This window comes from Pseudomonas sp. WJP1 (assembly GCF_028471945.1).
GTDB lineage: Bacteria > Pseudomonadota > Gammaproteobacteria > Pseudomonadales > Pseudomonadaceae > Aquipseudomonas.
This window is the reverse complement of the sequence record NZ_CP110128.1, coordinates 622,796-647,434: the sequence shown is the minus strand read 5'-3', so window position 1 is coordinate 647,434 and position 24,639 is coordinate 622,796. Positions and strand designations below refer to the sequence as shown.

The window sequence follows — 24,639 nt, the reverse complement described above, 5'->3', positions numbered from 1 at the left end:
CGACGGCTTCATGACGTTGCCCGCCCGGACCAAACCACTGGCAATAACAGAATAACTGTTCAGATTTTGTTCAATTCAGCCTTTATCCAGTCATCGAGAGCGGGTATCATGCCAACCCTTTTTCGAACTCTCATGATCCGGCCCCACACCAGGGAAGTCCTATGTCGGCGGTACGCATCGGTCCATACACATTACACAACGGCTTGATTCTCGCCCCGATGGCGGGCGTCACCGACCAACCCTTTCGTCAGCTGTGCAAGCGATTGGGCGCGGGGCTAGTAGTCTCGGAAATGGTCACCAGCGACATGAGTCTGTGGAACACCCGCAAGTCACGCATGCGCATGATCCATGCAGGTGATCCCGAGCCACGCTCGGTGCAGATCGCCGGTGGTGATGCACAGATGCTGGCGGATGCAGCCCGGGCCAACGTCGAGTTGGGTGCGCAGATTATTGATATCAACATGGGCTGTCCGGCCAAGAAGGTCTGTAACAAGGCCGCCGGCTCCGCGCTGTTGAAAGATGAGGCATTGGTAACCGAGATCCTGCAGGCCGTCGTGGCTGCGGTCGATGTGCCGGTTACCTTGAAGATCCGTACCGGCTGGGACCGGGACAACAAGAACGGCCTGACGGTGGCGAAGATCGCTGAACAGGCAGGCATTACGGCGCTGGCGGTACATGGCCGCACCCGTGCCGACCTGTATACCGGTGAAGCCGAGTACGACACCATTGCCGCGATCAAGCAGGCGGTGTCGATGCCGGTCTTCGCCAATGGCGATATCGATTCGCCAGAAAAAGCCCGGTACGTGCTCGACGCGACCGGTGCCGATGGCCTGTTGGTGGGCCGGGCTGCCCAGGGGCGGCCATGGATTTTTCGCGAGATCGACCATTTCCTGCGTACCGGCGAGAAGCTCCCGGCGCTGGACCTGATCGAGGTGGAACGCATCCTGCTAGAGCATCTGGCTGCGCTGCACGTCTTCTATGGAGACGTGATGGGCGTTCGCATTGCTCGAAAGCATGTGGGCTGGTATCTCGCAACCTTGCCGGGCGCCAGGGAGTTTCGCGCCCACTTCAATCGTTTGGATGGTACGGAAGCACAATGCGCCAACGTTCGGGAGTTCTTTGCCGGGCGTTACAAGAGCCTGACAGGGGACGGAGAGTGGGTGGCCGCATGACGATGATGACCGAGACTTTAGTGAGTGGAACAACACCCGTGAGCGACAACGTGAATTTGAAACAGCACCTCAATACGCCAAGCGAAGAAGGCCAGACCCTTCGCGGGAGTGTCGAGAAGGCGCTGCACAATTATTTCGCCCACCTTGAGGGCGCTGCCGTCACGGACGTGTACAACCTGGTGCTCTCCGAAGTCGAGGCTCCCCTGCTCGAGTGCGTGATGAACTACGTCAAGGGCAACCAGACCAAGGCCAGCGAGATGCTCGGACTGAACCGGGGCACGCTGCGCAAGAAACTCAAGCAGTACGATTTGCTGTAAGCATTCAATCAAACCAGAAAGGCGCCCGCGTAAGACCGGTCGCCTTTTTTGCTGACTTCCTTTGCTTTTGATGGAAATTGAGATGACCGACCAGACTACCCGCCTGCCGATCCGCCGCGCCCTGATCAGCGTTTCCGACAAGACCGGGATCCTCGAATTCGCCAAGGAGCTTGAAGCCCTGGGTGTCGAGATCCTCTCCACCGGCGGGACGTTCAAGCTGCTGCAGGACAACGGCGTTGCCGCAGTGGAAGTCGCGGATTACACCGGCTTCGCTGAAATGATGGACGGCCGGGTAAAAACCCTGCACCCGAAAATTCACGGCGGGATCCTCGGTCGTCGCGGTATCGACGACGCCATCATGAACGAACACGGCATCAAGCCGATCGACCTGGTAGCGGTCAACCTGTACCCGTTCGAAGCCACCATCAACAAGCCTGGCTGCGACCTGCCGACCGCCATCGAGAACATCGACATCGGCGGCCCGACCATGGTCCGTTCGGCCGCGAAAAACCACAAAGACGTGGCCATCGTGGTGAATGCCAGCGACTACGCCAACGTCCTGGAAAACCTGAAAGCCGGCGGCCTGACCTACGCCCAGCGTTTCGACCTGATGCTCAAGGCCTTCGAACACACCGCCGCCTACGACGGCATGATCGCCAACTACATGGGCACCGTGAACCAGGCCGCTGACACCCTCAGCACAGAAGGTCGCAGCGAATTCCCGCGCACCTTCAACAGCCAGTTCATCAAGGCCCAGGAAATGCGCTACGGCGAGAACCCGCACCAGAGCGCGGCGTTCTACGTTGAAGCCAAGCCTGCCGAAGTCGGCATCTCCACCGCGACCCAGCTGCAAGGCAAAGAGCTTTCCTACAACAACGTGGCCGACACCGATGCCGCGCTGGAATGCGTGAAGAGCTTCGTCAAGCCGGCCTGCGTGATCGTCAAGCACGCCAACCCGTGCGGCGTGGCCGTCAGCCCGGACGCCGAAGGCGGCATCCGCAAGGCCTACGACCTGGCCTACGCCACCGACACCGAATCGGCATTCGGCGGCATCATCGCCTTCAACCGCGAACTGGACGCCGAGACCGCCAAGGCCATCGTCGAGCGTCAGTTCGTCGAAGTGATCATTGCCCCTAGCGTCAGCGAAGAAGCCCGTGCCATCGTCGCAGCCAAGGCCAACGTGCGCCTACTGGCCTGTGGCGAGTGGTCGGCCGATCGCGCCGCCGCCTGGGACTACAAGCGTGTCAACGGTGGCCTGCTGGTGCAGAGCCGCGACATCGGCATGATCAGCGCCGATGACCTGAAGGTCGTGACCAAGCGTGCGCCGACCGAACAGGAAATCCATGACCTGATCTTCGCCTGGAAAGTCGCCAAGTACGTCAAGTCCAACGCCATCGTCTACGCCAAGAACCGTCAGACCATCGGTGTCGGCGCGGGCCAGATGAGCCGCGTGAACTCCGCGCGCATCGCTGCGATCAAGGCTGAACATGCCGGCTTGCAGGTAGCCGGTTCGGTCATGGCTTCCGACGCCTTTTTCCCGTTCCGCGACGGTCTGGACAATGCGGCCAAGGCGGGCGTGACTGCCGTGATCCAACCTGGCGGCTCGATGCGTGACAACGAAGTGATCGCAGCCGCTGACGAAGCTGGCATCGCCATGGTCTTCACCGGCATGCGCCACTTCCGTCACTAATCAGACAACGGCCGCACTGAAACCGGCATCTGCTGCGTTGGAGGCTACCTTGATGATGCTCATTGCCAAAAGGCAACACCGCTCATCAAGGTAGCCTCCGCCTTGCATCTACCGGCTTCATTGCGACCTCCTACAGCGTAAAGCGCTTTAGGTTCTAAAACAGAATTAGCGTCATCCGAGGTTTTTGAAATGAATGTTTTGATCATTGGCAGCGGTGGCCGTGAACACGCCCTGGCCTGGAAAGTAGCCCAGGATCCGCGCGTGCAGAAAGTGTTCGTGGCACCCGGCAACGCCGGCACCGCCATCGAAGCCAAATGCGAGAACGTCGCCATCGGCGTGCTGGCCCTTGAGCAACTCGCGGACTTCGCCGAGAAAAACGTTTCCCTGACCATCGTCGGCCCGGAAGTGCCGCTGGTCGCCGGTGTGGTCGACCTGTTCCGCTCCCGTGGCCTGGACTGCTTTGGTCCGACCGCCGGCGCTGCGCAGCTTGAAGGTTCGAAAGCGTTCACCAAGGACTTCCTGGCTCGCCACAAGATCCCGACCGCCGACTACCAGAACTTCACCGAGATCGAGCCAGCCCTGGCTTATCTGCGTGAAAAAGGCGCACCGATCGTGATCAAGGCCGATGGCCTGGCCGCCGGCAAAGGCGTGATCGTTGCCATGACCCTGGCCGAAGCCGAAGACGCCGTACGTGACATGCTGGCAGGCAATGCCTTCGGCGACGCCGGCTCGCGGGTAGTGATCGAAGAATTCCTCGACGGCGAAGAAGCGAGCTTCATCGTCATGGTCGACGGCAAGAACGTCCTGCCGATGGCCACCAGCCAGGACCACAAGCGCGTCGGCGACGGCGACACCGGCCCGAACACGGGCGGCATGGGTGCCTACTCCCCTGCCCCGGTGGTGACCAGCGAAGTACACCAGCGCGTGATGGACCTGGTGATCTGGCCGACCGTGCGCGGCATGGCCGAGGAAGGCAATGTCTACACGGGCTTCCTGTATGCGGGCCTGATGATCGACAAGGCCGGCAACCCGAAAGTCATCGAATTCAACTGCCGTTTCGGTGACCCGGAAACCCAGCCTGTCATGCTGCGCTTGCAGTCGAGCCTGGTCCTGCTGGTCGAAGCTGCCCTGGCGCAGGCGCTGGACAAGGTCGAAGCGCAATGGGATCCACGTCCGAGCGTCGGCATCGTCCTGGCGGCAGGCGGCTATCCTGGTGACTACGCCAAGGGTGTGGCCATCAATGGCCTGGATGCAGCGTCGGCACTCGACGGCAAGGTCTTTCACGCCGGCACCGCGCTCAAGGACGGTCAAGTCGTGACCGCCGGTGGCCGGGTGCTTTGCGCCACAGCCATGGGTGTCAGCGTCGATGCGGCCCAACAGCAGGCTTACAAACTGGCGGCCAGCATCGATTGGGAAGGCTGTTTCTATCGCAAGGACATTGGCTACCGTGCCATTGCCCGCGAGCGCGGCGAACAGGAATAAGGCAACAATTCGACAGGCAGGGGCTTGCGACCCTTGCCTGGCTATTCCGGCGCCGCGCATAGTTATATTCTGGCATTAACCTACGAAGGGATTTCGCCGTGCGCTGGCTCAGGATTGCCATAAGTCTAACCGTCACGTTGCTGACCTTGCTCTGCATGCTCCCGGCCCAGGCCGCGCAAGGCAGTGGCTGGGCAGTATTGCTCGACGAACAGGGTGACCTGCAGCTGAGCGACATCCGCTCCGCCCGCTACACCAACCAATTCAGCCCCATCGAACTCGACCACCTCACGGCGGCCGAGCCCGACGGTGCGCTATGGCTGCGTTTCCGGCTCGCACCGGGCAAACACGAACAATTGCTGCGGGTGTTCGCGCCCGATCTCTTGCACTTCAACATGTATGTACTGGACGGCGACAAGCTGATCGACCAGTCACAGACAGGCAATGAACAACCCCTCGCGGACCGGCCTTTGCCCAGCAGCGACTTCATGCTGCCGCTGCCGCAAAGCGACAAGACCCTGGACGTCTACCTGCGACTGGTTTCCGAACACCAGTTGCGACCCTACATCACCTTGCAATCGGCGGTCGTCACCGCGGCCAACCAGAACCAGACGCTGATCTACGGACTGCTGCTGGGCTGCATTTGCATGCTGATCCTGCACAACCTCATCCGCTACGCCTATACCCGCTCGACCAGCAGTGTCTGGCTGGCGGTGTGCGAAGCCTTGTTGATGCTCAGCCTGGTGCTGTTGTTGAACCTGGCGGGCCCCTGGATCCCGGACTGGCAGGCCGTGCAGACGCCCGGCGCCTATATCGCCCTGCTGCTGACGGCCCCCAGCGGGCTGATATTTGCCTACCGCTTCTTCAAGCCCCTGGGACCGCATCCGCTGAACAAGCTGATCGTGGGCGACATCCTGTTCATCATGATCTGCAGCCTGCTGCTGCTGTTCGTCAACACGCTGCCGCTCAACATCATCACCTATGCACTGGTCGCCCTGGCAGGCCTGAGCATGTTGTTCGTCAGCACCTATCACTGGCAAAAAGGTTATCGCCCGGCGCGGCTGTTCGTGGCGGCCATGGTGGTGTTCAACCTTGGCACCCTGATCATCCTGCCCGCCTTGCTGGGGCTGACCCTGATCGAACCCCATGACCTGATCACCACCCTGCTGGCGTTCATCTGCATCAGTGGCCTGTTGATGAGCATTGCCCTGAGCGAACGCCAGCGCAGCATCACCGAAGCCCGTTTCAGCATCAGTCGTGACCTCGCGGCCAGCAACGCCGAGATCAATGCCAAGGCCGAGTTCCTGGCAAAGATCAGCCATGAGATCCGCACCCCGATGAACGGCGTACTGGGCATGACCGAGTTGTTGCTGGGCACGCCGCTGTCGGTCAAGCAGCGCGACTATGTGCAGACCATCCACAGCGCAGGCAACGAACTGCTGACATTGATCAACGAGATTCTCGACATCTCCAAACTCGAGTCCGGACAGATCGAACTGGACGATGTGCAGTTCGACCTCAACGCACTGATCGAAGACTGCCTGAGCATCTTCCGCGCCAAGGCCGAGCAGCAGAACGTCGAGCTGATCAGCTTCATTCAGCCACAAGTTCCGCGCGTGATCAGCGGTGACCCGACGCGCCTGCGCCAGACCTTGCTGAGCCTGCTGGAAAACGCCCTGAAGAAAACCGACGAAGGCGAGATCCTGATCGTCGTCGCCCTCGACGAACGCAGCAGCCATCCTCGCTTGCGCATCGCTGTGCAGGACAGCGGCGAACCGATGGATGCCGAAGAGCGCGACGCGCTGATGCACGCCGAACTGCACAGCAAGCATTTCCTCTCGACCAACCACCTGGGCGGTAATCTGGGGCTGGTGATCGCCCGTCAGCTGATCCGCCTGATGCATGGTGAATTCGGGATCAAGAGTGGCAACAACCAGGGCAGCACCTTGTGGCTGACCTTGCCGCTGGACCCGGACCGCCTCGAGCATCCAACCTGCGACCTCGATAGCCCGCTGCAGGGTGCACGGGTGTTGGTGGTGGATGACAACGACACGTGCCGCAAGGTGCTGGTGCAGCAGTGCAGCGCCTGGGGCCTGAACGTGAGCGCGGTGCCCTCGGGCAAGGAGGCCCTGGCGCTGTTGCGCACCAAGGCGCACCTGCGTGACTACTTCGATGTGGTCCTGCTGGACCAGAACATGCCCGGCATGACCGGCATGCAACTGGCCGCCAAGATCAAGGAAGACCCGAGCCTGAACCACGACATCCTGCTGATCATGCTGACCGGCATCAGCAATGCGCCGAGCAAGATCATCGCGCGCAACTCGGGAATCAAGCGCATCCTTGCCAAACCGGTGGCCGGCTATACCCTCAAGACCACCCTGGCCGACGAACTGACCCAGCGCAACAAAGGGCTGGCGGTGCCGCAGCACCTGCCACCCGGCCCACCCCTGCCGGTCAAGGTTCCCAGCGATTTCCGCATTCTGGTGGCCGAGGACAACAGCATTTCGACCAAGGTCATCCGCGGCATGCTGGGCAAGCTCAATCTGCAACCAGACACTGCCAGCAATGGCGAAGAAGCCTTGGTGGCAATGAAGGCGTATCGCTACGACCTGGTGCTTATGGACTGCGAAATGCCGATCCTCGACGGCTTTTCGGCGACCCAGCAGCTGCGTGCCTGGGAAGTCGGCAATCAGCGCACTCGCACCCCGGTGGTGGCGTTGACCGCGCACATCCTCGCCGAGCATAAGGAGCGGGCACGCCAGGCTGGCATGGATGGGCACATGGCCAAACCGGTCGAGCTCTCGCAGTTGCGCGAATTGATCGAACACTGGGTTGCACAGCGCGATCAGCAGAACCGCGCTACGACGCCAACGTCCTGAGCCGACAGACCCCGCGGCGCCTGTTAGACTCCCCCTCGACTTCCCTCACCAGTGAGCCTGCCCCATGCTCCACGTGTTGTTCAGCGTTTACCTGAAGATGCTGGTGCTCTATAGCCCGTTCTTCGTGTTGTCCTGTTTCATCAGCCTGACCCGCGGTTATTCGCGAAAGGAACAACGTCGACTGGCGTGGAAAGTGGCCATTGCCACCCTGGTCTCCAGCGTCTTGCTGTACCTGTTCGGGCGGGTGATTTTCAGCGTCTTCGGCATCACCGTGGACGCCTTCCGCATCGGCGCCGGCAGCGTGCTGTTCATCTCCGCGCTGGGTATGGCGCAGGGCAAGTCGGCGGTGCAGACCGATAATGTGCAGCAGGACGTGACCATCGTCCCCTTGACCATCCCGCTGACCGTAGGGCCCGGCACCATTGGCGCCCTGCTGGTGATGGGCGTGAGCCAGCCGCACTGGGACGACAAGCTTACTGCAATCGTCAGCATCGCCCTGGCCAGTTTCACCGTCGGCGTGGTGCTTTACCTGTCGAATCGCATCGAGAGAATCCTGGGCGACCAGGGGCTGCAGATTGTGAGCCGATTGATGGGGTTGTTTGTGTGCGCGCTGGCTGCGCAAATCATCTTTACCGGGGTGAGAGGCTATCTCGTAAACTGACCTGCCCTAAAAAAGACAGGGCCTTGCTGCAGGCAAGCCCTGTCTTTGTGCAGTGTGGTGTAGTCATTCACAGCTTCAGTTTACGAACGAGCGCCTTGTCGGAATACGCATCAATTTTTTCGTGCACCCTGGCGCGATACTGCAGAAATTGCACACGATCAAATGCGAAGACACCACCATCCGGGATGACGACCACCTCCTTTCCCGAATCAGTCCAGAACAACTCCGGCTTTATGACAACCGTGCTGTAGCGAATACCGAAAAGACACACCACGGTCTCTCCAGAGTCAAGACGCTCGCAAGGTGCAGTCTTGAGGATCCCCAGGCCATCGCGCGCAACATTCCCCTGGAAGAATTCCCAGGCGATGTTGTCCAGTTTCAGAGCTCGGTAAGTATCATCGATCAGTTGTCCCAATCGCTCATAACCCAATTTACCCACGACGGTGTGATTAATGCTCAGCAGTTGATCGGCATTCGATGCCCGAAACGGAGTGGAGGGTACGATTACCCTGAGTGTGAAGCCCGCTTTCAATAACCGTCCTTGATAATAATCGAACCAGACTTTTTCCGACACCTGTTCTGGATACTTGTCATTGGCCGCGAGCTCTGCGTACAACAGACAATCCTGTATATCCTGTTGATCCTGAAAACGCACTGACTGGGAAAAGGACACGAGACAACTGCCCACCACAACAGCGTTACTCAACGCAGACATCTTACTCCTCCCGTTGAATACCCAAAGAAGCAACACCACCTTGAACATTCAAGCTTTCAGCCTCACATACCCGTCAGCTTCTTAAACAAACCGTCATCGTTCTGGTCAATAAAGTCATAAACCATTTGACGCTTGCGACCGAACGCTCGTTTGTTGAATTTGCGAATAGCCGCAGACTGGAAGAGATGAATACCTTCAGTTTTAAACGTAAAGAACAGGTAATCGCCGTCGAAGTTCTTGCTGTAAACATCGACTGCACCCATGACCATCGCCATACCCCCACCGGGCGCTACGATACATGGCACTGCCTTGAAGCTGACAAGGTCCGTTCGCTTGGAAGACGTATCGACAATTTTCAAGGCTGGTTTGTCGCCCTTGAGCTTATCGAAGCCGGCAGCCACCATACCCAATACGTTGCCGGAGCTTGCGCTGACAACGGTTTCAAGCACCTGCAGAATCGCGTCATTCATTGTCAGCGTGGTTTTTTTTGAGTCATAGGTTTTACGGGTGTAACTCTCCGTCACCCATCCAATCGCCGACAATGCCTCGTTGTAAGCAGCATACTGTTGCTCTTGCGAACTTCCTTTTGGCATCCTTCGAAGGATGGCCTCAGCAAAAGCCTGGCTATCCAATGCATCCTGCTTGTCGTCTTCCCCAAGCTTATCGTCAAATACAACAAGAGATTGCCCCACGACAGAAGTATCAACCCCCCCTGCGCCTCGACTTGCACTCAAGCTATTGTCATCCAGCAGCATCCGAGCGCGAGGACGAGGCGGCATTTCAGCTAACTGAACTTTGACTTTTTCAAAATACTTATCTTGCATCTCCTCATCAAATGGAAGATCCAAAACACCGGAAAAATTTTGCTCTTTCATACAATCTCCTTATAAAAACCGCTCCATGCGGACAACAAACCTAAAACATACAAGCTTTCCCGGTCAAATCAATATCACGTCAATTCCATACTAATAATTTCAACACAAATAAAACCGCGAAAGTAATCCAAGATAAAAAAACGACCTCACTGAGAGGTCGCTGTTGATCATGAAACCGGCTTGTTACCATACCAACGAGGCGTATACACCCATTGCCGGCCATCGTCGCGCGCAAACACACAAGTCAGGGAGGAGCCGATCAATACCATGGTGCGCATATCGACCTGATCAGGGGTCAACTGCCCAAGGGTCGTCACACGCAGCGTCTGCCCAGGCCGGCCAACATCCCGCCCCAGGACCACGGGCGTTTGCGGCGTTCGATGCCGGGCAACGATTTCCAGGGCTTGCCCTAATTGCCAGGGTCGCGAACGGGAAATCGGATTGTAGAACGCCAGTGCCAGGTCAGCCTGCGCCGCCAGATCGAGTCGCTTTTCGATAATGGCCCAAGGCTTGAGGTTGTCCGACAGCGACAGCACGCAGAAATCATGACCCAACGGTGCACCGGCCTGGGCTGCCGTCGCCAGGGAAGCCGAGACCCCCGGCAGGATTTCCAGGTCGACGGCATGCCACGTCACATCAATGGATTCGTGCAAGGCCTCCAGAACTGCGGCAGCCATGGCGAACACGCCTGGATCTCCCGAAGAGACCACCACCACCGAGCGCCCTTGGGCTGCCAGTTCAAAGGCGTGACGCGCGCGCTGCATCTCCTCCCGGTTGTCGGTGCAGTGCAGTACCTGATCCGCACGAAACGGCCCGGCCATGCGCACATAGGTTTCGTAACCCAGCACATCGTTGGCCCTGGCCAACTCCGCCTTGACCGCCGGCACCATCAGTTCGGCAGCTCCCGGGCCGAGCCCGATCACCGCCAGCCGTCCTCGCGCCCGACCGATCTGCGAAGCCTGCAGCGGTTGCTCGGCCACTGCGATTGCAATTACTTCATCGCCCAGAATGGAAACAGCCTGACCAATAGCGTTGCTCGCCATTTCGCCCAGTGCACCGCCACCCGGAGTAAATCGCAGTGGCAAATTCAGCTCAAGCGCCGCGCTTCGCAGCGTCGGGTTGGCCATCTCGGAATCAGCGGCCAACAGGCACGCCACTGATTGCAGGGCTATTGCGCAGCGATGCAATGCGCCGCGGATGGCTTCCGGTAAATCGGGCGTGGAAGCATCTATTGCAACCACAACATTGCTCGGATAGATCAGCAGTTCATTGTCTGCTGGCTCGCGCTCGGCGTGACCTACGTGTACGGTCAGCCGCGCCTGCGGATTTTCCGGCAGTTGTGCCTGGGCCAGCCAGGGCGCTGCACCTTCGATGCGCACCGATTCACCGGCCAGCAAATCGGAAACAAAGCGTTTGCCCAGCTCCAGATCGCCTAACGCATACCCGCTGGGTGGATTGAGCAGGCAGGTACCGAAACGTAACTCGCCACTGGTGGTGATTGCCGCGGCTACCTGCAACGCACCGGCAATCTCCCGTGCCAGCTCGTTCACTCCGCCCAGGCCGCCGAGCAGCGGCACCACTGCACTACCGTCTTCTGCTACCGCCAGCACTGGCGGTTCCGCGCCTTTCTCCAGCAGCAACGGCGCCAGGGTGCGGATTACGATTCCGGCCGCGCACAGGGCGATGATCGGGGTGTCCTGTTGATAGAGCTCACGCAGGGTTACGCCGAACTCGTGGTAAAAACGGTCCGCCGCGTCCACCCGTTTGGCCAGGCCGTGGATCAGCGCCCCTGGATACAACGACTGAATCTTGCGCGCGGTTGCGAGGCTGCCATTGCCAAGGATGACAATGGCCGGAGCTGGACGAGTCATCAGCCTTGCCACCTTTCACCGGGAACGATGATCAGCGAGAAGTACGGTGACGACATCGGCTCGACCTGATCAAGCGGCACGATCTTCTGGTTGGCCATGGTCGCGCGTTCGACGTACAGCGCACGCTCGGCCAATCCGAGTTCTTCCAGCACCTGACGGACTTTCGGGAAGTTACGTCCCAGCTTCATGATCACCGCCGCATCGGCGTCGGCCAGACGACGCTTGAGATCATCGTGCGGCAGCACGCCGGACAGCACCGACAGGCTCTGATTGCGATACACCAACGGTGCACCCAGTACCGAAGCGCCGCCGAGCATCGAGCAGACACCCGGCACCACTTCGGCTTCATAACGCTCTGCCAGCCGATCGTGCAGGTACATGTAGGAACCGTAGAAAAACGGATCGCCTTCGCAGATCACTGCCACGTCACGACCTGCATCGAGATGCGCTGCCAGCTCTTCACCCGCCGCATCGTAGAAATCGCTGATCACTTGCTCATAGGACAGCGGTGCCGGCAATGCCTCGGTGGTCACCGGGTACACCAGTGGCAGCAAGGTTTGGGCGTCCTGCAAATGCGCTTCGATGATGCCGAAGGCGTTGCCCTTTTTACCCTTGGCGACGAAATACGCCACCACCGGAGATTCGCGCAGCAGGCGCAGGGCCTTGACGGTAATCAGTTCCGGATCACCCGGTCCCACGCCAAGGCCGATCAAGCGTCCAGGTTGCTGCATCATTCGATCTCCGTAGCGAGGGCATTGACGGCGGCGGCAGCCATGGCGCTACCGCCCAGCCGGCCTTGCATGATTACGAACGGCACGCCGCGACTGTCGGCGGCCAGTGCTGCCTTGGATTCGGCGGCGCCAACAAAGCCCACCGGGAAGCCCAGGATCAGCGCCGGTTTCGGGGCACCGGCGTCGAGCATTTCGAGCAGGTAGAACAGTGCCGTCGGCGCGTTGCCGATCACCACCACACTGCCTTCCAGGTGCGGACGCCACAGTTCCAGCGCAGCGGCGGAGCGGGTATTGCCCAATTCACGGGCAAGTTCGGGAACGCTTTCATCACGCAAGGTGCAGATGACGGGGTTGTTCGCCGGCAAACGCGTGCGGGTTATGCCCTCGGACACCATCCGCGCATCACACAGGATCGGCGCGCCGGCGGCCAGCGCATCACGCCCGGCCTTGCCCGCGCCTGGGGAAAACTGCAAACCGTCGATCGCATCGACCATGCCGCAAGCATGGATCACACGGACCGCGAGTTTTTCCAGATCGGCCGGAATGCGCTCGAGGTTGGCCTCGGCACGAATGATCGCGAAGGAATTGCGATAGATCTCCTGACCGTCGCGGATGTAATCAAGCATCAAGGGGGCTCCGTGAGCGGGCGTCGAGCAGAGCTGCGACCGCTTCAATAGTAAGGTTGCGTGCGTGCAGATTGCCGAATCCGGACTGCGCTGCATCGCGCAAATAGAGGTCATAGCGACCTGGGGCGACGGCCAGCAACGTAACGGGGGCAATATGAGCGGCGGCGCAGGAACGCGAGCAGCCGGACAGATGTACGTTCAGCGTCTTGCCGTGAGGTTGCAGCAGTGTCGCCAGTTGCCGGGCATCACCTTTGGTATCTGCCAGGCCTTTGCCACAGCCGGTCGCACCGGTGCAGGCAATCAGATGAGCCAAGGCAGCGTCGGCCGAGCAACGCAAGCCGAGTTGCTCCAGCTTGTGGATAACTTCAGGCGCCGCACGAGGATCGACCCCGGGCAGCAGCAGGCTTTGCCAGGGCGTGAAACGCAGGCTGCCGTCACCCTGCTCCAGCGCCAGGTGCGCGACACCTCGCAACATCGCCGGATCGAGTCGCCCCAAGGGCGGTACCGCGCCGATATACACATGTTCGGCGCCGCGCTGCAAATGAGCACCGATGTGCAGGTCGTCCGCTCCAGCATTGCGCTGCCAGGCCTCGATGGGTAGTAACGGCAATCGCTCGGCAAGTCGCGCAATCAAGACCTCAGGCGAGCACTCGGCGAGCAAATGGCGCATACGGGTCTGTTCGGGACGAGCCAACTCGAGGAACAACTCAAGCACGGCGACCACCAGCGCATGCGCCTGCTCCAGCATTACCGCACCCACTGGCTGGTCAACAGGACATCCCGCGAAGCCGAAAGCGAACACGCACTCGCCGTCTCGTCTGGTAGCGGACAGCCACAGGTCATGGGGGTGTTCGAGCATAACCAGACTTTCGCCGCCATCCAGTTGCACGGCAAACTTGGCGCTCAGATCGTGAAAGCGTTCATGGCACTGCAGCGTGGCGAGGACCTGTGCAGCCAATGGGCGGGTATCAACCAGCATCTGTTGATCGATGCCGGCACCGGGGCTGAGCATCAAGTTGCGCACATCGTCGCCCGTAGCACTACTCGGGCCCAGACCGGCAGCCATCATGCTGTTGATCAAGGCGGCGTGTTCGCTGCCAATCCCGCGAATCTGCAGATTGCCGCGGTTGGTCGCCTCGATCACTCCACCGGCAAAGCGTTCCGCCGCATCGGCCACCGCGCAGGCCTGGAAGGCATTGATCGAACCACCATCAAGTTTGATTCGGCAGATCCCGCCGTCCAGCGCCTGGACGATACGCAGTAACCCCGGGCAGGCCGAGGGGCGTAAGGCTTGGGACATCGGACGTTCGTTCAAGGGGGTGACCGGCAATGTGGGAAAGGCGCTTCGCAAGCAAAGGCGCGGTATTATGCCTGCTTTGTTCGATGGCATGAAAAGTCTGCCCGTCGGAAGTACGTACGACGACTATTTTTTGAGGACTGCAGATGGCACCCTGGCTGACGGTAACAGGCATCGGTGAAGACGGCTTCAAGGGCCTGGGCAAGAAGGCCCGACACGCCCTGTTGTCTGCTTCGCGGATCTTCGGCAGCCCGCGCCAGCTCGAGTTGTTGCCGCCGTGCATCGTTGGCGAACGTCATGAGTGGCCAAGCCCTTTCTCGCTGGATCCGCTGTTGGCCCTGCGTGGCGAACCGGTTTGCGTGCTGGCCAGCGGCGACCCGATGTTCTTTGGTGTCGGCGCCAGCCTCGCCCGGCAATTGCTCAGCGATGAAATGCTGATCTTGCCCGCGCCATCCTCCTGCTCACTCGCCGCCGCGCGGATGGGTTGGCCACTGCAGGATGTGGTGACGCTGTCGGTGGTCGCCCGCCCCATCGCGGCACTTAATGCGCAGTTGTTCAGTGGCGTTCGTCTACTGGTGCTCAGCAATGACGGCCAAAGCCCTGCGGCGATCGCGGCGCTGTTGCGCGAGCGCGGGTTCGGGCCGAGCCGCCTGAGCGTGCTGGAACATTTGGGTGGTGAGACCGAGCGACGCATCGACGGTACCGCCAACGACTGGGCCGACCCGGCTGTCGCCGACCTGAACCTGATTGCCATCGAGTGCATCGCACAAGCAAACGCGCCGCGCCTGTCGCGACTGGCCGGCCTGCCAGACTCCGCCTTCAAGCACGACGGACAACTGACCAAACGCGATGTGCGCGCGATCACACTCGCTCGACTGGCACCGGTCCCCGGCGACCTGTTATGGGATGTCGGCGCTGGCAGCGGCTCCATTGGCATTGAATGGATGCGCGCTCATCCAGCTTGCCGCGCGCTGGCGATCGAGGCCGATGAAGGTCGGCAGCTGTTGATCGAGCACAACCGCGACGCTCTTGGCGTACCCGGCCTGCAACTGATTCGCGGCAGTGCGCCGCAAGCCCTGGCTGGACTGGAACCCCCGGATGCGATTTTCATCGGCGGCGGGGTCACTCGCGAAGGCGTGCTCGACACTTGCTGGGCAGCGCTCAAACCTGGCGGCCGCCTGATTGCCAATGCGGTCACGCTGCAAAGTGAAATGACCCTGATGGCCTGGCGCGAACAGCACGGCGGCGAGCTGACACGTATTCATATCGCCCAGGCACAGCCCCTGGGCGACTTCGACACATGGCGCCAGGCGTTGCCGATTACCTTGCTGGACGTGGTCAAACCTCTCGATGCGTGACGAAACCGCCGAACAACCTGCCCCATTGCGCAGCGGCCTGACTACGGGCAGCTGCGCTACCGCGACCAGCCTGGCAGCGGCTCGCCTGCTGCTCGGTGGTGTGAGCTCGGACGCCGTCGAAATCGTCCTACCCAAAGGCAAGCAGGTGCAGATGCGCCTGGAATTCTGTCGCCTCATGGAAGGCGGCGCCGAGGCCGGGACAATCAAGGATGCCGGGGACGATCCCGATGTAACCCACGGTGCGCTGCTCTACTCTCAAGTGCGCCTGCGCAGTGAGCCGGGGACAGGTTTCATTGCCGGACGTGGTGTTGGCACGGTAACCCGACCGGGGCTGGTGCTGGGCGTCGGCGAACCGGCAATCAATCCGGTACCGCGCAAGATGATCAGCGATCACCTTGCGCTACTCGCCAACGAATTCGGTTACGGCGGCGGTTTCGAGGTCACGGTGAATGTCGAGGACGGCGAAGCCCTGGCATTGAAAACCATGAACCCGCGCCTGGGCATTCTCGGCGGCCTGTCGATCCTCGGCACCAGCGGCATTGTCAGGCCGTTTTCCTGCGCGGCCTACATCGCCTCGATCCATCAGGGCATCGACGTGGCCAAGACCAACGGCTATCTGCACATCGCCGCGTGCACCGGCAATGCCAGCGAAGACACCATGCGCAAGGTCTATAACCTGCCGGAAATCGCCTTGATCGAAATGGGCGATTTCGTCGGTGCAGTGCTCAAGCACCTGCGCAAGGTCCCGGTGGAAAAACTCAGCCTGTGCGGCGGCTTCGGCAAGATCAGCAAGCTGGCGGCCGGGCACATGGACCTGCACAGTCGGCATTCGAGCATCGATCTGCCGCAACTGGCCGAATGGGCCGCCGCAGTCGGCGCCGATACGGCGCTGCAGCAAGGCATCCGTGAAGCCAACACCAGTCAACAGGCCCTGGCGATGGCCAGCGCCGCAGGCATCGCCCTTGGCGATGCCGTGTGCCAACACGCCCTGGACTTTGCCCGCAGCGTGGTGCCGGCGCAGGTTCAGGTCGAAGTGTTTGCCATCGATCGCCAGGGCGGGATTGTCGGCCATGCGGGGGCTTTTCAATGAAGCGCATTCTGTTGCTGGGCGGCGTGACCGAGGCCCTGGCGATTGCCCGAACCCTCGGCCCACGACACATTTATAGCCTGGCGGGTGTCGGTCGAGTGCCTACGGACTTGAACTGTCAGGTGCGTGTGGGTGGCTACGGCGGTGCCGAAGGCCTGGCGCAGTTCATCCGCAATGAGCGGATTGATCTGTTGCTGGATGCGACTCATCCCTATGCCGCCCAGATCAGTCGCAACGCTGCGCTGGCGGCTCGCTTGAGCGGCATCGCCTGCTGGGCGCTGCGACGTCCGGCCTGGCAACCACAGGCCGGCGATGACTGGCGCGAAGTCAGTGATTGGGCCGAGTTGATCGAGGCGCTGAAACCCTTCCATCGACCGCTTTTCACCCTGGGTCGCGAGCCCTTGCAACACCTGGACGAAATTCCGCCGGAGCAATTCTGGACCTTGCGCGCGCTGGACGTGTACCCCGGCAATGACCGTTGCGAAGTGATCGGCGCTCGTGGACCGTTCCGGATCGTTGATGAGCGCGAGTTGTTCGAATGTCGCAACATCGACGTACTGATCAGCAAAAACAGCGGCAGCACGGCCACCGAGCCGAAGCTGGAAGTGGCGCGCGAGCGTGGGGTGCCTGTATTGGTGTTGAAGCGGCCGGAGTTGCCTGGGGTTGAACGGGAGTTTCTGACGCTTGAAGAAATACTTGATGCGTTGGCGACCTGCGCCCTGTAAGGCAGGATTGTAGGCTTGCATGAACAGTAACCTATTTGTCACCTTCAGGGCCGCCCCGAAAAAAAGCTCAAAAAATCGGAGGTAGAGTCATGGCGCTTACCCGAAGCTACAAGCACACCATAGCCGAGCGCGCCCAGCGAGACCCCGAGTTCGCCCAAGCGTTGTTGGATGAGGCTGCTACTCTGTTTCTCAATGGCGAACCTGAGATGCCCAGGATCATTTTGCGCGACCTCGTCAACGCCACTGTGGGCTTCGAAGAACTGGCAAAGGAAACAGCGAGACCCAGCAAAAGCCTTCATCGGATGTTGTCTGCGAAAGGCAACCCAAGCATGGACAATCTGGCTGCGATATTTGCGGTAATTCGCGCTACGCTAGGAGTAGATATGCAAGTACATGCAGTTCGTGCGCACTGACAGCGCGAGAAAAATCGACTTTTACTGCGACACCACACCGCACACGGTGTTTTTACTTATCGGCCCTGATCAGGCTAAATAGCCGCGCCTGATCGCCCACCCACCGGATTTGTCCCATGTCCCGACAACGGCTCGCAATTGCCTGGATCGCCTGCTTCGCAGTGCTGTTCAACATGCTCGCCATGCCGATGTCCGGAGCGATGGCACAGACGGCGAAGTCACCTGCCGAGCAATTGTTGTGGGGCAGTTTCTGCTCGTCCAGCGGTACCAGGATGGTGGCGATTTCCCTGGGCGACATCGAGCAGAAAGCCCCGCAAAGCGACAATCATTCCAACATGCAGCATTGCTGGTGCTGCAGCGGCTCCGCGCCATTGGTGGCGTTGCCCGGACATGAGCCACAGCTGTATTACACGCAGTTCGAAGCGAATCGAAGCCTGCCTCCCGCCGCATTCAATACCCCGACACCCCGCCAGCAATGGCCCAGCCTCAACCCCCGTGCCTCCCCTCTGGTGTGATTGTTTCTCGCAATTGATCTGCGTTTTGAATCGCCTGGAGAACTGCCATGTTGAACAGACTCATCGTTCTGGCCGCGTTGCTGCTGCCTGCCTGCTTTGCCAATGCCCACGAATACACACAGGGCGATCTGCAGATCGCTCATCCCTGGTCGCAAGAGTTGCCGCCCAATGCGCCGAACGTCGCGGCCTATTTCGTCATCCACAACGCAGGCAAGACCGCCGACCGCCTGCTCAGCGTCGACTCGCCGATTGCGGGTGAGGCCCAGTTGCATGAGCATCTGATGCAGAACGACGTGATGAAAATGCAGCACGTACCGAGTGTGGAAATCCCCGCTGGCGGCGAAGTCACTTTTGCACCGATGGCCTACCACGTGATGCTGCTGAACCTGAAGGACCGCAGCCTGCTGAGCGACGGTAAACGCTTCCCGCTGACCCTGCATTTCGAGAAGTCCGGTGACGTGACGGTCGAAGTGGCGGTGCAGAAGCAGGCGCCCGAGGCTACGCAAAAGCACGCGCACGTTCAGTAATCCGCTGAGCTGAAGCCGCCCATGCGCCCGCCAGGCACCAGGTCAACCGCCCACCGTCGTCAGCCATTGAGCCTGACGCGCGGCAGCTGGATCAGCCTGTTCGCCATGCTGATGATCTTTATCGGTCCGCTGATTTCCCAGTCGATGCCGATGGATCAGCGCACCTCCATTTCCATGAGCATGTCCATGGACATGAGCATGGACATGTCGGCGATGGAGCACGCGGATCACGCCGCACAACCGACTGCCGAACATTGCCCGCCAGCGTCCGGGCACCACGCAATCTGGGAAAAATGCGGCTATTGCAGCCTGCTGTTCAATTGCCCGGCGCTCACCGGTGGCGGGGCATTCACGGCGTTCGACACCCCGCCCGCCAACACGTACACCACGCCATCCCCTCGCCTGGGCCACGCCCGGCAAACCTTCTTTCCCGGCGCCCGCACCCGCGCCCCGCCCGTCGTCGCGTAAACACCCACCGCTGGTTTCACACGGTCCTGTAGGAGCGACCGTGTCGTTTACGACTGTTCGATGGAAATTGTCATGTCCAGGATTGCTGCTGTCCCCTGCTTGAGCGCTGCCCAAGCCTCCCTTGCCCTGAACGAATCCAGCATTCGCTTCAGGCACGCCACCGCCATCCTGTGCGGTGCCTTGCTGGCGCCTTCGGCGCTGGCCGATGAACATGCAGGTCATAGCGAAGAGCTGAGCCCGACGGTCATTACCGCCATTGCCCCGAGCTCGCCACTGACCATCGTCACCAACCCCAAGGAGCCGCGCCAACCCGTACCGGCCAGCGACGGGTCGGACTATCTGAAAACCATTCCGGGCTTCGCCCAGGTGCGTAATGGCGGCACCAACGGCGACCCGGTACTGCGCGGCATGTTCGGCTCGCGCCTGAACATCCTCACCAACGGCGGCATGATGCTGGGTGCGTGCCCCGGCCGGATGGACGCTCCGACCTCGTACATCTCTCCGGAAACCTACGACACACTGACCGTCATCAAAGGTCCGCAGACCGTGCTCTGGGGACCGGGTGCCTCGGCCGGCACCATCCTCTTCGACCGCGAGCCGGAACGTTTCGGTGAGCTCGGCACGCGGGTGAACGCCAGTGTGCTGGCCGGCTCCAACGGCCGGTTTGATAAATTGGTCGACGCAGCCGCCGGCGGACCATTGGGCTACGTACGGGTGATCGGCAACACCGCCCAGGCCGACGACTACAAGGATGGCAACAACGACACCGTGGCATCGCGTTACGACAAATGGAACGGCGACGTTGCGCTCGGCTGGACCCCGGACGCCGATACCCTGCTCGAGCTCACCGCCGGCAAGGGAGACGGCGAGGCGCGTTACGCCGGGCGCGGCATGGACGGTTCGCAGTTCAAGCGCGAGAGCCTCGGCCTGCGCTTCGAGAAGTCGAACATCAGCGACGTGCTGGAAAAGCTTGAGGCGCAGGTTTATTACAACTACGCCGACCATGTGATGGACAACTACACACTGCGCACGCCGTCCGGTACCGGGATGATGGCGGGCCCCATGGCGTCCAACGTCGACCGTCGCACCCTTGGCGCGCGAATCAAGGCCACCTGGCGCTGGGCCGATGTGCAGTTGATCGGCGGCATTGACGCGCAGACCAACGAGCACCGCCAACGCAGCGCCATGGGCATCGACACCTACAAGGACCTGCCGTACACCAAGGATGCCGACTTCCATAACTACGGAGTGTTCAGCGAACTGACCTGGTACGCCGCCGAGCGTGACCGGCTCATCACCGGCGCACGCCTGGACCGCGCTTCGGCCAAGGATTACCGGCAAACCATCGGCTCGGGGATGATGACCCGCCCCAACCCGACCGCCGACGACACCCGTGCCGATACGCTGCCCAGTGGCTTCATCCGCTATGAACATGACCTGGCCGACAGCCCGACCACGGTGTACGCGGGCCTGGGCCACACCCAGCGTTTCCCGGACTACTGGGAACTGTTTTCACCCAATTCCGGCCCCGCCGGATCGGTGAATGCCTTCGATGCGATCAAACCCGAGAAAACCACCCAGTTCGACTTCGGCCTGCAATACAAATCCGCAGACCTTGATGCCTGGGCCTCGGCGTACATCGGCCAGGTGCGCGGCTACATCCTGTTCAACTACACGCCCGCCATGATGGGCATGACCTCGCAAGCGCAGAACATCGATGCGCGAATCATGGGTGGCGAACTGGGCGCCGCCTACAAACTCACCGAACACTGGAAAGCCGACGCCACCCTGGCCTACGCCTGGGGCAAGAACAGCAGCGATGGCAATGCCTTGCCGCAGATGCCGCCGCTGGACGCCCGTTTCGGCTTGACCTACAGCGAAGACAACTGGAGCGCCGGCGCACTGTGGAGAGTGGTTGCCGCGCAAAACCGTATCGACCAGAACAAAGGCAATGTGGTCGGCAAGGACTTCGACAAGACCCCGGGTTTTGCCGTGTTCTCGCTCAACGGTGCCTATCGGATCAACCAGCACTGGAAGGTCAGCAGCGGCGTCGACAACCTGTTCGGCAAGGCCTACGCCGAACACTTGAACCTGGCCGGCAACGCCGGTTTCGGCTACCCGGCCAATGACCCGCAAGCCATCAAGGAACCGGGGCGAACGCTCTGGACCAAGGTGGATATGAGTTTCTAGACGCTTCGCGAGCAGCCCGCTCCCTGTAGGAGCGAGCCTGCTCGCGATCGGTTGCGCAGCAACCGCAAAACAAACAACTAAAAGATCCAGCCAAGCGGAGCACACGTGATGAAACAGCCCAAAGTGAATTTCTACAACCTGGCCTGGCGCTGGCACTTCTATGCCGGATTGTTCGTTGCGCCATTCATGGTGATGCTGGCCCTGACCGGCACTATTTACCTGTTCAAACCGCAACTCGACTCACTGATGTACAGCAGCCTGCTCAACGTCCCGGCCGGGCACCACACAGTACCGGCTGATGACTTGCTCAACCGGGTCAAGGCTGCTTATCCACAAGGCACGATCAAACAATACCTGCCGCCAGTAAACGCCGAGCGCAGCGCCCAGTTTGTCGTGCTCAACGGCGGTAACGAGCTGAACGTGTTCGTCGACCCCTACCACGGCGACATCCTCGGCGAGCAAGACGCCAAGAAAAACCTGCAAGCGATCGCGCGGGCGATTCACGGCGAGCTGATGATCGGCACCGTCGGTGACCGGCTGGTGGAACTGGCCGCGGGTTGGGCGGTGGTGCTGGTGGTGTCCGGGGTGTTCCTGTGGTGGCCGCGCGGTCAGGCTGCTGGGATCCTGTGGCCACGCTTGAGCAGTCGCGGCCGGGTGTTGTGGCGTGACCTGCACGCCGTCACCGGGTTCTGGGGTGCCTCGTTGCTGCTGGTGATGCTGCTCAGCGGCATGACCTGGACCGGCTTCTGGGGCCAGCAATACGCCGCCGTCTGGAACGTCTTTCCGGCGGCGATGTGGGACAACGTGCCCAAGTCCGACGTCGAAGCGCGCAGCCTCAACAGCGCCACCCGCCAGACTGTGCCGTGGGCCATGGAAAATACCCCGATGCCAATGTCCGGCGCTCACGCCGAACACATGGCCCACGATGCAGCGCCAGCCGGCCCGGCCGCGCCGACCATCAGCCTGCAGGACGTGCAGAACATCGCAGTGCAGCGCAAGGTCGAGCCCGGCTACAGCATCACGTTCCCAACGACGGCCACCGGCGTGTTTACCATCGCCGTGTTCGCCGATGACCCACGCAACGACGCCACCCTGCATATCGATCAATACACCGGCGACGTCCTCGCCGACGTACGCTACGAGCAGTACGGCGCCGTCGCCCGCGCCACGGAAATCGGCGTGATGCTGCACGAAGGCAAGATGTTCGGCACGCTCAACCAGATCATCGTCCTGCTGATCTGCATGATGATTTTGCTCAGCGCGGTCAGCGGCGTGGTGATCTGGTGGAAGCGTCGTCCGCAAGGCAAATTGGGCGTCCCGCCGCTGCGCCACGACCTGCCGAAATGGAAAACCGCGATGGTGATCATGTTCGCACTGGCGGTGGCGTTTCCATTGGTGGGCGTTTCGCTGGTAGTCGTCTGGGTACTCGACCGGTTGCTGCTGTCACGCTTCAATCGACAAACTGAAAGCGCCTCGACTTAACCCTGAGTCAAACGAGATGCGCGGGATTGCCGCGCATCTCGCCCGCCCCAATGTGGCGCATCCCGATGCACCACTGCCCTGACCTCGTCCCGTCATGGTGCGTCTTCAAACCCGCGCAACCGCTCTAACACGACATTCCCGTGCCTTTCCCCGACTGGGCACAGCCCTTGCTAAAGACCCTTCAGTAGTCCGCATCTGCCAACCAAGAAAACTCATAAGTTCATGGAGATCGCACAATGAAGCGTCGCAGTTTGATCAAGGCTTTCACACTCACGGCAAGCATTGCCGCGATGGGCATGACCTGGACTGTCCAGGCCGCCGAGACCATCAAGGTCGGTATCCTGCATTCGTTGTCCGGCACCATGGCGATCTCCGAAACGTCGCTCAAGGACATGGCGCTGATGACCATCGACGAGATCAACGCCAAGGGCGGCGTGAACGGCAAGATGCTCGAAGCGGTTGTGGTGGACCCGGCGTCGAACTGGCCGCTGTTCGCTGAAAAAGGCCGGCAGTTGCTGACCCAGGACAAGGTCGCCGTGGTGTTCGGATGCTGGACCTCGGTGTCGCGCAAGTCGGTGTTGCCGGTGTTCGAAGAGCTCAATGGCCTGCTGTTCTACCCGGTGCAGTACGAAGGCGAAGAGATGTCGCCGAACGTGTTCTACACCGGTGCCGCGCCGAACCAACAGGCGATCCCCGCCGTGGAATACTTGATGAGCGAAGAAGGCGGCAGTGCCAAGCGTTACTTCCTGCTGGGCACCGACTACGTCTACCCACGCACCACCAACAAGATCCTGCGTTCGTTCCTGCACTCCAAAGGTGTGGCGGACAAGGACATCGAAGAGGTCTACACCCCGTTCGGTCACAGCGATTATCAAACCATCGTGGCCAACATCAAAAAATTCTCGGCTGGTGGCAAAACCGCCGTCATCTCCACCGTCAATGGCGACTCCAACGTGCCGTTCTATAAAGAGCTGGCCAACCAGGGTCTGAAAGCTACCGACGTTCCGGTCGTGGCGTTCTCGGTCGGTGAAGAGGAGTTGCGCGGCATCGACACCAAGCCGCTGGTGGGCAACCTCGCAGCATGGAACTACTTCGAGTCGGTGGAGAACCCGGCCAACAAGAAATTCGTTGCCGACTGGAAAGCCTACGCGAAGAACCACAACCTGCCGGGCGCCGACAAGGCCGTGACCAACGACCCGATGGAAGCCACTTACGTCGGCATCCACATGTGGGCGCAGGCGGCTGAAAAAGCCAAGTCCACCGACGTCGACAAGGTCCGCGAAGCCCTGGCTGGCCAGACCTTTGCCGCGCCGTCCGGTTACACCCTGACCATGGACAAGACCAACCACCACCTGCACAAGCCGGTGATGATCGGCGAGATCCAGGCCGACGGTCAGTTCAACGTGGTGTGGCAGACCGAAGGACCAATCCGCGCCCAGCCGTGGAGCCCGTTCATCCCGGGCAACGACAAGAAGCCGGAGTATGCGGTGAAGAGCAACTGAGCCAATGGATGCCGGGCCTAAGCATGGAGCTTGGGCCGACACGAATCCTGTGGGAGCTG

The 24,639-nt window shown here is 60.7% G+C and carries 22 protein-coding genes; 16 read left to right on the top strand and 6 right to left on the bottom strand.

Features of this window, described 5'->3' with window-relative positions; genetic code table 11:
- The first annotated feature begins 161 nt into the window (after positions 1-161).
- From dusB to OH720_RS02865, 6 genes are all read left to right on the top strand, one after another.
- Positions 162-1,172 carry a tRNA dihydrouridine synthase DusB gene (gene dusB, locus OH720_RS02890; protein ID WP_180204086.1) on the top strand — a complete coding sequence of 337 codons (1,011 nt, stop codon included), beginning with the start codon at positions 162-164 and terminating at the stop codon, positions 1,170-1,172.
- Positions 1,169-1,489 carry a DNA-binding transcriptional regulator Fis gene (fis, locus tag OH720_RS02885; protein ID WP_015093301.1) on the top strand — a complete coding sequence of 107 codons (321 nt, stop codon included), beginning with the start codon at positions 1,169-1,171 and terminating at the stop codon, positions 1,487-1,489. Before dusB ends, fis begins: the two co-directional genes overlap by 4 nt.
- An 82-nt stretch (positions 1,490-1,571) precedes the next feature.
- Positions 1,572-3,179: a bifunctional phosphoribosylaminoimidazolecarboxamide formyltransferase/IMP cyclohydrolase gene (gene purH / locus OH720_RS02880; RefSeq protein WP_272604492.1), complete on the top strand. Its 1,608-nt coding sequence runs from the start codon at positions 1,572-1,574 to the stop codon at positions 3,177-3,179.
- A 189-nt stretch (positions 3,180-3,368) separates the two neighbouring features.
- Complete coding sequence (gene purD / locus OH720_RS02875; RefSeq protein ID WP_272604491.1) at positions 3,369-4,661, top strand: phosphoribosylamine--glycine ligase; 1,293 nt, start codon at positions 3,369-3,371, stop codon at positions 4,659-4,661.
- Between the two features lie 98 nt (positions 4,662-4,759).
- The gene (locus OH720_RS02870; RefSeq protein WP_272604490.1) at positions 4,760-7,537 is read left to right on the top strand and encodes a hybrid sensor histidine kinase/response regulator; all 2,778 of its coding nucleotides are present in this window, start codon (positions 4,760-4,762) and stop codon (positions 7,535-7,537) included.
- Between the two features lie 64 nt (positions 7,538-7,601).
- The gene (locus tag OH720_RS02865) at positions 7,602-8,198 is read left to right on the top strand and encodes a MarC family protein (RefSeq protein ID WP_272604489.1); all 597 of its coding nucleotides are present in this window, start codon (positions 7,602-7,604) and stop codon (positions 8,196-8,198) included.
- Positions 8,199-8,265: 67 nt separating this feature from the next.
- On the opposite strand, the gene OH720_RS02860 is transcribed toward OH720_RS02865, so the two are convergent.
- The 6 genes from OH720_RS02860 to cobG all read right to left on the bottom strand — a co-directional run bounded on the left by OH720_RS02860 (position 8,266) and on the right by cobG (position 14,316).
- On the bottom strand, positions 8,266-8,913 hold the full coding sequence (locus OH720_RS02860) for a hypothetical protein (RefSeq protein WP_272604488.1): 648 nt from the start codon (positions 8,911-8,913) through the stop codon (positions 8,266-8,268).
- Positions 8,914-8,975: 62 nt separating this feature from the next.
- Positions 8,976-9,788 carry a hypothetical protein gene (locus OH720_RS02855; protein ID WP_272604487.1) on the bottom strand — a complete coding sequence of 271 codons (813 nt, stop codon included), beginning with the start codon at positions 9,786-9,788 and terminating at the stop codon, positions 8,976-8,978.
- Positions 9,789-9,955: 167 nt separating this feature from the next.
- Positions 9,956-11,659, bottom strand: a complete 1,704-nt coding sequence (gene cobJ / locus OH720_RS02850) for a precorrin-3B C(17)-methyltransferase (RefSeq protein ID WP_272604486.1) — start codon at positions 11,657-11,659, stop codon at positions 9,956-9,958.
- Complete coding sequence (locus OH720_RS02845; RefSeq protein ID WP_017336332.1) at positions 11,659-12,390, bottom strand: precorrin-2 C(20)-methyltransferase; 732 nt, start codon at positions 12,388-12,390, stop codon at positions 11,659-11,661. The genes cobJ and OH720_RS02845 overlap by 1 nt, the downstream gene beginning before the upstream one ends.
- A complete protein-coding gene (locus OH720_RS02840) occupies positions 12,390-13,016 on the bottom strand; it encodes a precorrin-8X methylmutase (protein ID WP_272604485.1) in 627 nt (208 codons plus the stop codon). Before OH720_RS02840 ends, OH720_RS02845 begins: the two co-directional genes overlap by 1 nt.
- The gene (cobG, locus tag OH720_RS02835; protein ID WP_336299063.1) at positions 13,009-14,316 is read right to left on the bottom strand and encodes a precorrin-3B synthase; all 1,308 of its coding nucleotides are present in this window, start codon (positions 14,314-14,316) and stop codon (positions 13,009-13,011) included. The genes OH720_RS02840 and cobG overlap by 8 nt, the downstream gene beginning before the upstream one ends.
- A 143-nt stretch (positions 14,317-14,459) precedes the next feature.
- Between cobG and cbiE the strand changes: the two genes are divergently transcribed.
- From cbiE to urtA, 10 genes are all read left to right on the top strand, one after another.
- Positions 14,460-15,671 carry a precorrin-6y C5,15-methyltransferase (decarboxylating) subunit CbiE gene (gene cbiE, locus OH720_RS02830; protein WP_272604483.1) on the top strand — a complete coding sequence of 404 codons (1,212 nt, stop codon included), beginning with the start codon at positions 14,460-14,462 and terminating at the stop codon, positions 15,669-15,671.
- Positions 15,664-16,761, top strand: a complete 1,098-nt coding sequence (locus OH720_RS02825; protein WP_272604482.1) for a cobalt-precorrin-5B (C(1))-methyltransferase — start codon at positions 15,664-15,666, stop codon at positions 16,759-16,761. The genes cbiE and OH720_RS02825 overlap by 8 nt, the downstream gene beginning before the upstream one ends.
- A complete protein-coding gene (locus OH720_RS02820; RefSeq protein WP_272604481.1) occupies positions 16,758-17,483 on the top strand; it encodes a cobalt-precorrin-6A reductase in 726 nt (241 codons plus the stop codon). The genes OH720_RS02825 and OH720_RS02820 overlap by 4 nt, the downstream gene beginning before the upstream one ends.
- 89 nt (positions 17,484-17,572) lie before the next feature.
- Positions 17,573-17,896: a helix-turn-helix domain-containing transcriptional regulator gene (locus OH720_RS02815; protein WP_272604480.1), complete on the top strand. Its 324-nt coding sequence runs from the start codon at positions 17,573-17,575 to the stop codon at positions 17,894-17,896.
- A 116-nt stretch (positions 17,897-18,012) separates the two neighbouring features.
- The gene (locus tag OH720_RS02810) at positions 18,013-18,411 is read left to right on the top strand and encodes a DUF2946 domain-containing protein (protein WP_272604479.1); all 399 of its coding nucleotides are present in this window, start codon (positions 18,013-18,015) and stop codon (positions 18,409-18,411) included.
- A 47-nt stretch (positions 18,412-18,458) separates the two neighbouring features.
- Positions 18,459-18,938 carry a copper chaperone PCu(A)C gene (locus tag OH720_RS02805; protein ID WP_272604478.1) on the top strand — a complete coding sequence of 160 codons (480 nt, stop codon included), beginning with the start codon at positions 18,459-18,461 and terminating at the stop codon, positions 18,936-18,938.
- 21 nt (positions 18,939-18,959) lie between these two features.
- Positions 18,960-19,406: a DUF2946 domain-containing protein gene (locus tag OH720_RS02800; RefSeq protein WP_272604477.1), complete on the top strand. Its 447-nt coding sequence runs from the start codon at positions 18,960-18,962 to the stop codon at positions 19,404-19,406.
- 72 nt (positions 19,407-19,478) lie between these two features.
- Entirely contained in the window at positions 19,479-21,596 is a 2,118-nt protein-coding gene (locus tag OH720_RS02795) for a TonB-dependent copper receptor (RefSeq protein ID WP_272604476.1), read from the top strand.
- Positions 21,597-21,704: 108 nt separating this feature from the next.
- On the top strand, positions 21,705-23,078 hold the full coding sequence (locus OH720_RS02790; RefSeq protein ID WP_272604475.1) for a PepSY-associated TM helix domain-containing protein: 1,374 nt from the start codon (positions 21,705-21,707) through the stop codon (positions 23,076-23,078).
- Between the two features lie 236 nt (positions 23,079-23,314).
- On the top strand, positions 23,315-24,580 hold the full coding sequence (gene urtA / locus OH720_RS02785) for an urea ABC transporter substrate-binding protein (protein ID WP_272604474.1): 1,266 nt from the start codon (positions 23,315-23,317) through the stop codon (positions 24,578-24,580).
- Positions 24,581-24,639 lie beyond the last annotated feature (59 nt).